Origin of the sequence: Actinophytocola xanthii (genome assembly GCF_001921205.1) — a bacterium.
Lineage (GTDB): Bacteria > Actinomycetota > Actinomycetes > Mycobacteriales > Pseudonocardiaceae > Actinophytocola > Actinophytocola xanthii.
This window is the reverse complement of sequence record NZ_MSIE01000002.1, coordinates 227,639-240,055: the sequence shown is the minus strand read 5'-3', so window position 1 is coordinate 240,055 and position 12,417 is coordinate 227,639. Positions and strand designations below refer to the sequence as shown.

General features: G+C 73.3%; 11 protein-coding genes. 3 read left to right on the top strand and 8 right to left on the bottom strand.

Annotated elements, in window-relative coordinates:
• Nucleotides 1–80: 80 nt before the first annotated feature.
• The gene (locus BU204_RS02700; protein WP_143229267.1) at nucleotides 81–704 is read left to right on the top strand and encodes a transcriptional regulator; all 624 of its coding nucleotides are present in this window, start codon (nucleotides 81–83) and stop codon (nucleotides 702–704) included.
• On the opposite strand, the gene BU204_RS02695 is transcribed toward BU204_RS02700, so the two are convergent.
• The 5 genes from BU204_RS02695 to metX form a co-directional block, all read right to left on the bottom strand.
• Nucleotides 701–1,867 carry a sensor histidine kinase gene (locus tag BU204_RS02695; protein ID WP_075123879.1) on the bottom strand — a complete coding sequence of 389 codons (1,167 nt, stop codon included), beginning with the start codon at nucleotides 1,865–1,867 and terminating at the stop codon, nucleotides 701–703. The genes BU204_RS02700 and BU204_RS02695 overlap by 4 nt on opposite strands.
• Nucleotides 1,851–4,733, bottom strand: a complete 2,883-nt coding sequence (locus BU204_RS02690; protein ID WP_233159068.1) for an AfsR/SARP family transcriptional regulator — start codon at nucleotides 4,731–4,733, stop codon at nucleotides 1,851–1,853. Before BU204_RS02690 ends, BU204_RS02695 begins: the two co-directional genes overlap by 17 nt.
• 91 nt (nucleotides 4,734–4,824) lie before the next feature.
• Complete coding sequence (locus tag BU204_RS02685; RefSeq protein WP_075123877.1) at nucleotides 4,825–5,307, bottom strand: CoA-binding protein; 483 nt, start codon at nucleotides 5,305–5,307, stop codon at nucleotides 4,825–4,827.
• A complete protein-coding gene (locus BU204_RS02680; RefSeq protein WP_075123876.1) occupies nucleotides 5,304–6,641 on the bottom strand; it encodes an O-acetylhomoserine aminocarboxypropyltransferase/cysteine synthase family protein in 1,338 nt (445 codons plus the stop codon). The genes BU204_RS02685 and BU204_RS02680 overlap by 4 nt, the downstream gene beginning before the upstream one ends.
• Before the next feature lie 13 nt (nucleotides 6,642–6,654).
• Nucleotides 6,655–7,851, bottom strand: coding sequence for a homoserine O-acetyltransferase MetX (metX, locus tag BU204_RS02675; RefSeq protein WP_075123875.1), 1,197 nt, complete (start codon nucleotides 7,849–7,851; stop codon nucleotides 6,655–6,657).
• A gap of 97 nt (nucleotides 7,852–7,948) precedes the next feature.
• On the opposite strand from metX, the gene BU204_RS02670 reads away from it, so the two are divergent.
• Nucleotides 7,949–8,506, top strand: coding sequence for an OsmC family protein (locus BU204_RS02670; RefSeq protein ID WP_075123874.1), 558 nt, complete (start codon nucleotides 7,949–7,951; stop codon nucleotides 8,504–8,506).
• A 6-nt stretch (nucleotides 8,507–8,512) separates the two neighbouring features.
• Nucleotides 8,513–9,754: an NAD(P)-binding domain-containing protein gene (locus BU204_RS02665; RefSeq protein WP_075123873.1), complete on the top strand. Its 1,242-nt coding sequence runs from the start codon at nucleotides 8,513–8,515 to the stop codon at nucleotides 9,752–9,754.
• A gap of 19 nt (nucleotides 9,755–9,773) precedes the next feature.
• Here BU204_RS02665 and BU204_RS02660 read toward each other — a convergent pair whose 3' ends face one another.
• From BU204_RS02660 to BU204_RS02650, 3 genes are read right to left on the bottom strand one after another with little or no spacing between them, the layout of a single operon-like run.
• Nucleotides 9,774–10,565, bottom strand: coding sequence for an ABC transporter permease (locus BU204_RS02660; RefSeq protein WP_075123872.1), 792 nt, complete (start codon nucleotides 10,563–10,565; stop codon nucleotides 9,774–9,776).
• On the bottom strand, nucleotides 10,558–11,568 hold the full coding sequence (locus BU204_RS02655; RefSeq protein WP_075123871.1) for an aliphatic sulfonate ABC transporter substrate-binding protein: 1,011 nt from the start codon (nucleotides 11,566–11,568) through the stop codon (nucleotides 10,558–10,560). The genes BU204_RS02660 and BU204_RS02655 overlap by 8 nt, the downstream gene beginning before the upstream one ends.
• Before the next feature lie 19 nt (nucleotides 11,569–11,587).
• Nucleotides 11,588–12,382 carry an ABC transporter ATP-binding protein gene (locus BU204_RS02650; RefSeq protein WP_075123870.1) on the bottom strand — a complete coding sequence of 265 codons (795 nt, stop codon included), beginning with the start codon at nucleotides 12,380–12,382 and terminating at the stop codon, nucleotides 11,588–11,590.
• Between the last annotated feature and the right edge of the window lie 35 nt (nucleotides 12,383–12,417).

The following is a 12,417-nucleotide window of genomic DNA, read 5'->3' as shown; positions in this document are numbered from 1 at the left end:
GTCATGGCGGCGCTTTTGCCGTCTTGACCCCAGGGCCGACGCTGAGGTAAAGCCGGGGAACGCGATTCCTGGGGGGACCGGTGACCAGAGTTTCCGTCGTCGACGACGACCGCATGCTGCTCGACGGCATGGCGGCCTGGTTCTCCTCCGTGGAGGACCTGGTGTTGGGCCGCCGCGTGCGTACGGTGGACGAGTTGCTCGCCGACGGCGGACCGGCCGCGGACGTGGTGGTGCTCGACCTGCTGCTCGCCGACGGGTCCGATCCGGTCCGCAACGTGCGCCGGCTCGTCGAGACCGGTTCCCGGGTGCTGGTCGTGAGCGTCGTGCCGCACGGGGAACGGGGGATCGACGTCGTGCGCGCGGGCGCCGTCGGCTATCTCACCAAGGACCACGACCTCGACGTGCTGGCCGACGCCGTGCGCTCGGCCGCGGCCGGCGAGACCGTCCACTCACCGGAGCTGGCCTTCGCCTGGTGCCGCAGCGACCGACCCGACCGGCCCCAACTGTCCACTCAGGAACGAGCGGTCCTGCTGGCCTACGCGTCCGGGCTGACCCTGGCCACGGCCGCCCGCCAGGTCGGCATCCGGCCGGCGACCGCCAAGGGCTACCTGGACCGGGTCAAGGAGAAGTACGCCAGGGCTGGTCGCCCGGCCTACACCAAGGTCGAGCTGGCCGCCCGGGTCCGCGAGGACGGCATCGCCTAGGCGTTCTCTCCCGAGGGCCAGACCAGGTCGACCCGCACGCCGGCACCGGGCATCCCCACCACCGTCGCCTCGCCGCCGGCGTCCCGCATCCGCCCCACGATGGAGTTCCGCAGGCCGAAGCCGGCCGGCACCGCGTCCGGGTCGAACCCGCGCCCGCGGTCCACGATCCGTACCAGCAGCTGGCCCTCGTCCTGGACGGCGGTGACCCAGGCCGAGCGGGTGCCGGCATGGACCAGCACGTTGTTCAGCGCTTCGCGGCTCGCTCCGGCGAGTGCCTCCACCACGTGCTCGGGCAGCGCGGCGGGAAGCCGGTCGTGCTGGTAGCGCACCCGCAACCCCAGCTGTTCGACCTCGGTGATCGTCGTGTCCAGCCGCGTGCCCAGCTCGGTCGCCGGTCCCGCCGTGTCCTCGTGGATCAGCCGTCGGACGTAGTCGGCCTCCGTCGCGCACCGGGCGCGCACCGCCTCGGTCCGGTGGTCAAGCCCGCCCCGGGCGATCGCGGTCAGGGTCGTGAGCACCGTGTCGTGCAGCCTGCGGTACTGCGCGATGCGCTCGGCGTAGCGGGCGCGGTCGGCCGCCCGGCGCGCCTGGAGCTCCAGCTGCCGCCCGGTGGCCTCGTCGAGGGCCCGCCCCTGCCCGCACAGGTAGCGCCTCATCACGTAGGCGATCAGGACGAACCAGAAGTAGGAGTTCAGCACCCCGACGATCCCGTTGCCCGACAGGGGCAGCTCGCCCAGCCGCGCCACGGTCACGGTGAAGTGCGTCGTGATCAGTGCCGCAACGGCCCCGGCCGCCAGCCACGGTGCGAGCGCCGCGCCGACCAGGGCGCCGGTCGCCAGCGCGAGCTTGCTGGGCCAGTTGATGTGCTTGAACACGTCCTGGGGGGCGACGTTGGTCGTGCCCGCGGCCAGCAGCCCGGCCGCGAGGACCGCGTCGACGGCGACCGCCCACCGGGGGAACCAGCCCCGCCGGTGGACGACGGTGGCGAGCCCGATGTTCCAGCCCACCGCGCCGACCACCATCGCGAGGTTGAGCGCCGGGCTCCGGTAGGGGGTCGCCGACCTGGCCACGTCGGCGACGGCCGGCGCCAGGTAGCTGACCCGCTGCAGGAACAGCATCATCGCCACGAACCGGAGCGCGCGCTCCTCACCGGGCCGGCTCACGTGGTATCTCGACGACACCGCCCGCCCCCGTTCCCCGCGCGGTGCTCGACGAGGACCCGCCACCCGGTTCGCCGCGGGCGGCGTCGAGCCGGCGCTGGACGCGTTCGGCGTCGGCGCCGCGGCGTTGGGCCTGGAACAGCGAGTGGGCCTGGCGCCAGGCCTGGCGTGCCTGGTCGTGGTCGCCGAGGGCGGTGTGGGCGTTGCCGAGGCGCTCCAGGATGTCGGCCTCGCCGTAGGTGTCGCCGATGCCGCGGAGCAGGGCACGGGCCCGCTGGTAGTGGTCCAGGGCGCGGTCGTGCTGGCCGCAGCGCTCCGCCAGGTAGCCCAGGCTGTCCAGGGTGTCCGCCTCGCCCTCGCGGTGACCGTGCCGCCGGGCCAGCTCGAGGGCCGCCCGGAGGTGGGTGTCGGCCCGCTCGTGGTGGCCGAGCCGGGCGGAGTACCAGCCGACGGAGTTGAGCGCGGCGGCCTCCGACACCGCCTGGCCGAGCGCCCGGTACAGGTCCAGGGCGCTGGCGGCGTGCTCCAGTGCCCGCTCGTCCTCGCCCTGCCGTCCCCAGGCCCAGGCCAGCGCGTGATGGGCGTGCGCCTCGGCCGGCAGGTCACCGCTGTCGTTCGCCAGGGCCAGGGCGCGGCCGAGCTGGTCCAGCGCGTCGTCGTGCCGGCCGGCGTTGGCGCACACGTGGCCGAGGCGCCGGTGCGCCAGGATGACCGTGGCGGTGTCGCCCTCGCGCTGGGCCGCGGCCAGCCCGGCCTGCCACACCGTGACCAGGTCCTGGCGGCGTCCTCGCCGGTACTGGAAGGTGTCCAGGGTCCAGGCCAGCTGCCAGACCTCGCGGTGCCAGCACCGCTCGGCGGCCAGTTGCTGGACGGCCAGCAGACAGGGGTGCTCGGCGGAGAACCACGCCCACGCCGCCGCCTCGTCGGGCAGGAGGGCGGGCGGGTCGTGCGGACCGGTCGGGACCTCGATCGGGTCCCGGTGCGGGTGGAGGATCCGGTCGGCGGTATAGGCGGTGCGCAGGTAGTGGCCGACCAGCCGCCGCAGCGCCCGCTGCCGTTCTCGGGCGGGCAGGGTCGCCGCCTGTTCGGCGGCGTAGGCACGCAGCAGGTCGTGGAAGGTGTAGCGACCGGGCCTGTGCTCGACGAGCAGGTGCGCGTGCGCGAGCTCGGCGAGCAGGGGACGCACGTACGGTGGCGCCAGGTCGGCGAGCTCGGCCGCCGCCGGCACGGCGATGTCCGGGCCCGGGTGCAGCCCGAGCAGCTGGAACAGCCGAGCGGCCGCGGAGGTCAGCTGCCGATAGGACCAGGAGAACACGCTCCGGACGTCGGCCGTGGGGTCGGCGCCGGCGAACGGGGTGAGGTCACGGGCCTGGTGCAGCTCGTCGGCCAGCACGGCCAGCTCGAAGTGGGGATGGGTGGCGGCGCGGGCCGCCACGACCGCCAACGCCAGTGGCAGCCGCGCGCACCGGGTGGCGATCCGGTCCGCCGCGGTGGGTTCCGCGGCGACCCGGTGGGCGCCAAGGCGCCGGGCGAGGAACTCGCGCGCCTCGGCGACGGTGAGCAGGTCCAGGGTGATCGGGTGGGCGCCGTCGGCGATCAGGCCCGTGAGCTGCTGGCGGCTGGTGACCAGCACCAGGCAGGTCGCGGCGCCGGGCAACAGCGGGCGGACCTGTTCGGTGTCCCGGGCGTTGTCCAGCACCACCAGGACCCGCCGGTCGGCGAGCAGGCTGCGGTACAGCCCGACCTGCGCCTCGGGGCTGACCGGCACGCTGGCCGGGGCCACGTCGAACGCGTCCAGGAAGCGGCGCACCGCCTCGGCCGGGGCGACCGGCGGTCCGCCGGGGTCGAACCCGCGCAGGTTCACGTACAGCTGCCCGTCGGGGAACCGGTCACGCACCTGGTGGGCCCAGTGCACGGCGAGGGCCGTCTTGCCGACCCCGGCCGTACCCGACACGGCCGAGATCACCACCGCGGTCGACCCCGCGGCCGAGACCCCGGCCAGCAGCCCGTCGAGGTGGCGCAGCTGGCTCCCGCGACCGGTGAACACGGCGGTGTCCGGCGGCAGCTGCGCGGGGGGCGACACGGGGGGCGACACGGGGCGCGCCGAGGCGGGGGCCGGTTCGGGTTCACCGCGCAGGATCGCCTGGTGCAGGTCACGGAGCTCGGCGCCGGGGTCGGTGCCGAGCTCGTCGGCCAGCCGCTGCCGGACGGCGGCGAAGCGGTGCAACGCCTCCGCGTCCCGCCCGGCCGCGCGCAACGCCCGCATCAGCAGCACTTCCAGCGGCTCCACCAGCGGGTGCTCGGCGACGACGTCCTGCAGCACGCCGATCACCTCGGCCGCGTGGCCGAGCCGCAGACACAGCCGCGCCCACTGCACCAGCGCGTCCAGCCGCGCCTGGTGCCACACGTCGCGGACCTGCTCCACCCACGCGCCCGACAGGTTCGCCAGCGGGGTGCCCCGCCACAACGCCAGCGCCTCGCCCAGCGCGGCGGACCGCTGCGCATCACCCAGCCGTGGGTCACGCCCGTGCTCGACCAGGCGGCGGAACCGGTGCAGGTCCACCAGGTCCGCGTCCAGGTCCAACACGTAACCGGCCGGCCGGCGCTCCAGCTTCGCCACCGGCTCGCCCGCCGCGGCGTTCGCCTGTCGCACCAGCTGACGCAACCGGCTCAGGCGGGAGTAGAGCAGGTCGCGGGCCCTGGCCGGTGGCGCGGCGTCCCACACCCGGTCGATCAGCGTCTCGATGCCCACCGGCCGCCCGGCGTCCACCGCCAGTGCGGCCAGCACCGCCTGCTGCCGCCTTCCCCCGACGTCCAGCGACGTCCCGCCGGCCCGTAGCCGCATCTCACCCAGCAGCCGTAACTCCACGCCCCCACCGCCCGTGATCCCTCGTCACAGCAGCCCACCCAGGGCACCGATGGTGGCCCCTCCGGGGGGTTACCGCAAGGGCGAGGCCGGGTTACTGCAGCCCGGAGCGGACGGCGGTGATGCGGTGGGTGTTGAAGCCCAGCCAGTGCATGCGCCCGACGTAGCGCGCGTGCTCGATCTTGATGCAGCGGTCCATGACCACCGACACGCCGCCGTCCTCCGCCGTCGCGGCGCCGGCCTCGTTGATGACGCCGAACTGGCACCAGAGCGCTCCGGCGCCGATCCGGACCGCGTCGCGGGCTATCTCGGGCAGTGCGTCCGGCGCGCGGAAGACGTTGACCACGTCCACCTTCTCCGGGACGTCCAGCAGGCTCGGGTAGCTGGTCTCGCCGAGGATCTCGGTGGCCCGGGGGTTCACCGGGACCACGCGGTAGCCGTGGCGCTTGAGGTAGAAGCCGACGAAGTAGCTGGCCCGCAGCTCGTTGTTGGACAGGCCGACGATGGCGACGGTCCTGGCGGTGTTGAGGACCCGCTGGATCTCCAGGGGGTTCTGGTAGCGCGTCAGGTCGGTCATGCGGTGGCGACCTCCTCCCGGACGGTGGCGGCGACCTGCGCGAGACCCTGGGAGAGGTCCCAGATGAGGTCCTCGACCGACTCGGTGCCGACCGACAGCCGTACGGTGCCGGGACCGACGCCGGCCGCCTGCAGCTCCTCGTCGGCCAGCTGGCGGTGCGTGGTGCTGGCGGGGTGGATGACCAGGCTCTTGGCGTCGCCGACGTTGGCCAGGTGGGACCAGAGCGACAGGCCGCGGATGAGCGCCTGTCCCCCGGCCCGGCCGCCGGCGACGTCGAACGAGAACACCGCGCCGGCACCTCGCGGCAGGTACTTCTGGACCAGCGGCCGGTACGGGCTCGCCGGGAGGTCCGGGTACGTCACGCGGGACGCGAGCTCGTGCGCGGAGAGGAACTCCGCCACCCGGCGGGCGTTGTCGACGTGGCGTTCCATCCGCAGCGACAGGGTTTCCAGCCCTTGCAGGAACAGGAAGGCGTTGAACGGCGAGAGCGCGCCGCCGAGGTCGCGCAGGGTCTCGGCACGCAGCTTCATGAGGTAGCCGTAGGTTCCGAACGTCTCGTGGAACTGCAGGCCGTGGTAGGCCGGCGAGGGGTCCGCGATGACGGGGAACCGTCCGTTGGACCAGTTGAAGGTGCCGGCCTCGGCGACGACGCCGCCGATGCTCGTGCCGTGGCCGCCGAGGAACTTGGTCGCCGAGTGGATCACCACGTCGGCGCCCCACTCGATCGGGCGGCACAGGTACGGCGTGGCGAAGGTGTTGTCGACGACGAGCGGCAGGTCGTGCTCGTGCGCGATGGCCGCGACGGCCTCGATGTCGAGCACGTTGCCGGCCGGGTTGCCGATCGTCTCCGCGAAGAACGCCTTGGTCTCGGCCCGGACCGCCTGCTTCCACGCGCCGAGGTCGTCCGGGTCGACCCAGGTCAGCTCGACGTTCATCTTGCGCAGCAGGTGCTTGAGCTGGTTCACGGTCCCGCCGTAGAGAGCCGAGGACGACACGACGTGGTCGCCCGGCTGCAACAGGGTGAACAGCGCGGCCGCCTGTGCCGCGATCCCGCTGGCGAACGCCACCGCACCGGCCGCGCCCTCCAGGTTCGCGACCCGCTCCTCGAACACCGCGACCGTCGGGTTCATGATGCGCGAGTAGGTGTTCCCGTACTCCTGCAGGTTGAAGTACGCGGCGGCGGACTCGGGGTCCTCGAACACGTAGCTGGTCGTCTGGAAGATCGGCACCGCGCGTGCGCCCGTGTTCGGGTCCGGTCGCTGCCCGGCGTGCAGCTGCCGGGTCTCGAAGCCGAACTCGTGCTCCGGTTCGAGCCGGGGGGAATTGTCGGTCACCGATACCTCTTTCTCATCCGGCCAGGAAGCGGCGGACGATCGGCGTCTGCCGTGCTTCTTCCAGCAGGAAGCAGTCGTGGCCGTACGGCGCGTCGATCAGGTGCAGCTCGCTCGGCTTGCCGAGTGCCCGCAACGCCTCGTGGACCTCCTCGGACGCGGCCGGCGGGTACAGCCAGTCGGAGCTGAACGCGATCAGCAGCGTACGCGCCGCGACGCCGCGCAGCGCCCGGGAGAGCGAGCCGCCGCCGTACTGCCGCGCGATGTCGAAGTAGGTCAGCGCACGCGACATCGTCAGGTAGGTGTTCGCGTCGAACCGCCTGACGAACGAGTCGGCCTGGTGGCGCAGGTAGCTCTCCACCTCGAACTCGGGCTCGGTGATCGTGTACCGGATGTCGTCGGCGAACTGGAGCCGGCGGCCGAACTTGTCGTGCAGGGCCGGCCCCGACAGGTAGGTGACATGGCCGACCATGCGCGCCACGCCCATGCCGGCGTCCGGGGTGCGGCCCGTGCCGTAGTAGCGGCCGCCCTGCCAGGCCGGGTCGCGCAGGATTGCCTCACGCGCGATCGCGTTCCAGGCCATGCCCTGCGGGTGCAGGGCATGGGTGCTGGCTATCGCCACGATCGAGTCGACCTGGTCGGGGTACATGATCGCCCATTCGAGGGCCTGCATTCCGCCGAGGGAGCCGCCGGCCACCGCCGCGAGCCGCTCGATGCCCAGCACGTCGAGGAAGGCACGCTGCGTGCGGACCATGTCGGCGACCGTGACCACCGGGAAGTCCGGCCCGTAGGGCTCGCCGGTCGTCGGGTCGACCGACGACGGCCCCGTCGTGCCCCGGCAGCCGCCGAGCAGGTTGGTGGAGACGACGAAGAACCGGTCGGTGTCGAACGCCTTGCCCGGACCGATCATCCCGTCCCACCAGCCGAGCGCCGCGCCCGCGGCACCGTCGCGGTCCTCGGCCCCGAACCCGTCCCGCGTGCCGGCTGCCGCCGGGGCGGTGGACAGGCCGGCGGCGTGGGCGTCGCCGCTGAGCGCGTGGCAGACGAGGATGACGTTGTCCCGCTCCGGCGAGAGGGTGCCGTAGGTCTCGTACGCGACGCGGACCGGATGTAGCTCCCGTCCGCAGTCGAGTCCTACCGGCTCGGGCAGGTCGACGTATCGCGTCGTCACCTTGCCAACCGAACCGGCGGCGAGAGTCGACGCGGGCACCATGCCGGCATGGTAGCCAGTCCGGCCCCGGGCACGACCAGCCCCGGAACCGCGTTTCAGCATGTGAGAAGCCGTGTGGAGCGGGTGTACGGTCCGTCCCATGACGACGATCGACGGCATCGACAACGGGGTCAACGTTCAGGCGCTGCTCGATGCGCGCGAGGCTCTCAAGGGCGCACCGGAGGCGGCGCAGTTCACCTGGCGCTCCACCACCCGGTGGGAGAACGGCGTGCACAGCACCACGACTGTCAGGAACTTCTTCGGGCTCGGTGCGGAACAGACCCACAAGGCCGAGTCGACGTTCACCGCCGACCACCCCGAGGTCTTCGCGGCCGAGGACCACGGCATCACGCCGATCGAGTACCTGCTGGTCGGGCTGGGCAGCTGCCTGGCGGCCGGCGTCGCGTCCGTCGCGCAGAACCGCGGCATCCAGCTGCGCTCGGTCGAGGCGACCCTGGAGGGCGCGCACGACATCCGCGGGATCCTCGGCGCCGACAGCGACGTCCGCAATGGCTTCAACGGCGTGAAGGTGACCTTCAACATCGACGCCGACGCGTCCAGAGAGGACATCGAGGCGCTGGTCGCGCAGTCCCAGAAGCGGTCAGCGGTATTCGACGCGTTGACCAACCCCACGGACGTCACGGTCGAGGTCGCCTGAGTTTCGTTGGAGCGCACCACAACCGTCGTCGTCGGCGCCGGCCACGCCGGCCTGGCCGCGAGCCACTTCCTGTCCGAGCGGGCGATCGACCACGTCGTGCTCGAGCGCGGTGACGTGGCGAACTCCTGGCGCAGGGAGCGCTGGGACTCGCTGCGGCTGCTCACCCCCAACTGGCAGAGCCGCCTGCCGGGCCAGCCCTACGACGGCTCCGACCCCGACGGTTACATGGCCATGGGCGAGGTGGTCGAGCTCATCGACCGCTTCGCCGCTCGCACGCGGGCCCCGGTCCGCACCGGCACCACGGTCACGTCGCTGCGCCGCACCGACGACGGCTACCACGTCCGCACCGACCAGGGCGAGATCGCCTGCCGCACGGTCGTCCTCGCCAGTGGCGCCTGCAACCGGCCGTCCGTGCCCCGGCTGAGCGAGGCGGTGCCGGGCACCGTCGAGCAGGTCACGCCGTTCGACTACCGCGGACCCGACCAGCTCCCCGACGGCGGCGTGCTCGTCGTCGGGGCGTCGGCGACCGGCGTGCAGCTGGCCGCCGAGCTGCGGCGGTCGGGCCGGCCGGTCATCCTGTCCACCGGCGAGCACGTCCGGATGCCGCGTACCTACCGCGGCCGCGACGTGCTGTGGTGGATGGACGCCTCCGGCGTGTGGGACCAGCGACACGACGAGGTGCCCGACCTCCCCCGGGCGCGTCGGCTCGGTTCGCCACAGCTCGCCGGCACCCCGGACCGGACCTCGCTCGACCTCAACGCGCTCACCGCGACAGGCGTGGAGCTGGTCGGCCGGTCCGCCGCCGTGCGGGACGGCGAGATGCTGTTCTCCGGCGGGCTGCGTGCCGTGGTCTCGCTCGCCGACCTCAAGATGGACCGCCTGCTGAACACGTTCGACGCGTGGGCCGCGACCACCGGGACCGACGACGAGGTCAAGCCCGCCGAACGCTTCGAGCCGACCCGCGTGCCCTCCGCCACCCGGCTGCGGCTGGACCTGCGTGGCGGCGAGGTCGCGACGGTCGTCTGGGCGACGGGTTTCCGCCCGGACTACACCTGGCTCGACGTGCCGGTGGTCGACGAGAAGGGCCACCTGAACCACGACGGCGGCGTCGTCCTGGACAGCCCCGGGCTCTACGCCCTCGGGCTTCCCGTGCTGCGCCGGCGCAAGTCCACCTTCATCCACGGCATCGAGGACGACGCCCGGGAGGTCGTCGACCACCTCTCCGGACACCTGGCACGCCGGCACTGAGCTGGCGACCTGGGCCTGTTCAGGTCCACGACCTGAGCAGGCGCCGCTCCAGGAGGCCGATCAGGGCGTCGGTGAGCTTCCCGAGCACGGCCAGCAGGACGATGGCCAGCAGGATCCGGTCCACGCGACCGTTCTGCTGGGAGTCGTTGAGCAGGAAGCCCAGACCCATCGACGAGGCGATCAGCTCGGCGGCGACCAGGAACAGCCAGGACTGCGCCAGGGCCAGCCGCAGCCCGGCCACAACGGACGGGAGGGCGGCGGGCAGCTGCACGGTGGCCAGCAGCCGCACCCCGCCCCGGCCGAACGCACGCCCGGCCTCCACCAGCTGCTGGTCGACGTGCCGCAGGGCGGCCGAGACCGTGGTGTAGACCGGGAAGAACGCCCCGATTGCGATCAGCGTCACCTTGGAGTCCTCGCCGATCTTGAGCCACAGGATGAGCAGGGGGACCCAGGCCAGCGACGGCACCGCCCGAACCGCCCCGAGCGTGGGCGAGAGCAGGGCGTCGCCGAGCCGGGAGAGCCCCACGGCGGCGCCGACCGCGAGCCCCGCCCCGGCGCCGAGGACGAACCCGCTCAGCACGCGCTGCACGGAGATCGCCACGTGGTGGCCCAGGTCGCCGCGCGCGGCGAGGTCGACCGCCGCCCGCCACACCGCCCCCGGCCCCGGCAGCTGGTAGGCCGGCACCGCACCCGACGCGGTGACCAGGTACCACACCGCCAGCAGCGCGGCGGGCACGACCAGCCCGAGCCCGAGTGCCCGTGCCCGGCCTCCCCGGCTCGGCGCCCCGCGCCGACCGGCGCGTTCAGCCATTCCGTGCCTCGCCGGCGAGGGCCGGCTCGAACAGCTCGTCGAGCGCGCGGTCCACGTCCGCCTGGGACGCCACGTCGCCGGAGGCGACGAAGATCGGCCCCACGACCTCCAGCACCTTCCGCTGTGCCTCGCCGGGAACCGGGTCCAGGTCGAGCACGGTGCGCTCCTCGATCACCGTGGCGGCGACCTCCCGGTCGATCCCGGCGACCTCGGCGAGCAGCGCGACCAGCTCGTCGGGGTGGTCCGAGGCCCACGTCCTGGCCCGCTCGTAGGCGTCCACCACCACCTGTGCGACGTCCCGGTGGTCGGCGAGGAAGTCCTCGCGGGCGTTGAGGAAGCCGTAGGAGTTGAAGTCGATGTTGCGGTAGAGCAGCCTGGCGCCCGACTCGGCCTGGGCCGCGGCCATGATCGGGTCGAGGCCGGCCCACGCGTCGACCGACCCGTTGTCCAGCGCCGCCCGCCCGTCGGCGTGCTGCAGGTTCTGCACCTCGACCGCGTCCAGCGGTACGCCCGCCTCGTCCAGCGCCTGCAGCAGGAAGAAGTACGGGTCGGTGCCCTTCGTCGCGGCGACCGACTTCCCCCTCAGGTCCGCGACGCTCCTGATCCCCGACGCCTCGGGCACCACGATGGCCGACCATTCCGGCTGGCTGTAGATGTCGATGGCCTTGATCGGCGACCCGTTGGCCCTGGCGAGCAGCGCGGCCGACCCGGCGGTGGAGCCGACGTCCAGCGCGGCCGAACGCAGGCCCTCGTTCGCCTTGTTCGACCCGGCGGACTGGGTCCAGGTGACCCGCACGCCGTCGAGCTCCTGCTCGAGCCAGCCCTGGTCCTTGACCACCAGGCTCAGCGGGTTGTAGGTGGCGAAGTCGATGGCGAGGGTGTCGGTGCTCCAGGTGCCGGCGCCCTCCCCGTCGCCGGAGGTGTCCTCGCCGGCGACACAGCCGGCCATGCCGAGCGTCAACACGGCGGTCAGCACGAGGACGGTGGCGCGTAGGCGTCGCATCGGGTTCCTTCGGTGGGGGTCAGGGACGGACGTGGGTGGGGACGCCGAGGTCCTCGAGGAGCTCGGCGCGCAGGTCGGTCAGCACGTGGTCGGCGCGGTCGCGCGGCCGCTCGCCCGGCACGTCGACGACCCGCGCGACGCTGCCGGCGGACGGCGCCGTCGCCGGGTCGGCCAGGCCGCGGAGCACCACGACGCGGTCGGCGAGGTAGAGCGCCTCCTCCACGTCGTGGGTGACCAGCAGGACCGTCGTCGGACGGGTCTCGTGCACGTTCACCAGCAGGTCCTGCATGCGCAGCCGGGTCAGCGCGTCCAGCGCGCCGAACGGCTCGTCGAGCAGCAGGACGCCGGGGTCCCGGGCCAGGGCACGGGCGAGCGAGGTCCGCTGCGCCATCCCCCCGGAGACCTGGCGGGGGCGCAGCGTCGCCGAGTCGGCCAGGCCGACCAGGTCGAGCAGTTCGGCGACGCGGGCCGCGCCCTGCGCCCTCGGGGTGCGCAGCGGTAGTCCGAGGGCGACGTTGGCGGCCAGCGTGCGCCAGGGCAGCAGCCGCGGCTCCTGGAAGGCGACCGCGGTACGCCGGTCCCCGGGGGTGACCGGGGTGCCGCCGACGGCGACGGTCCCCGTCGTCGGCGTGTCCAGGGCGCTCACCTGGCGCAGCAGCGTCGACTTGCCGCACCCGGACGGGCCGACGAGCGCGATCACCTCGCCCGCGTGAACGTCCAGGTTCACGTCTCGGAGAACCTCGCGCGAGCCGTCCGGCGTGGCGAAGGTACGCCCCACGGCGGCCAGCAGAACCGGCAGGGCGAGCTGGTGCATGCCGCGGACGGTACAAAGTAGATCGACAGTACGGC

What these genes read in the sequence shown, in the direction of transcription:
- BU204_RS02660 (WP_075123872.1), bottom strand. Translation starts at nt 10,565, where the DNA reads ATGGCTGAACGCGCCGGTCGGCGCGGGGCGCCGAGCCGGGGAGGCCGG.
- metX (WP_075123875.1), bottom strand. Translation starts at nt 7,851, where the DNA reads ATGGTGCCCGCGTCGACTCTCGCCGCCGGTTCGGTTGGCAAGGTGACG.
- BU204_RS02670 (WP_075123874.1), top strand. Translation starts at nt 7,949, where the DNA reads ATGACGACGATCGACGGCATCGACAACGGGGTCAACGTTCAGGCGCTG.
- BU204_RS02655 (WP_075123871.1), bottom strand. Translation starts at nt 11,568, where the DNA reads ATGCGACGCCTACGCGCCACCGTCCTCGTGCTGACCGCCGTGTTGACG.
- BU204_RS02685 (WP_075123877.1), bottom strand. Translation starts at nt 5,307, where the DNA reads ATGACCGACCTGACGCGCTACCAGAACCCCCTGGAGATCCAGCGGGTC.
- BU204_RS02650 (WP_075123870.1), bottom strand. Translation starts at nt 12,382, where the DNA reads ATGCACCAGCTCGCCCTGCCGGTTCTGCTGGCCGCCGTGGGGCGTACC.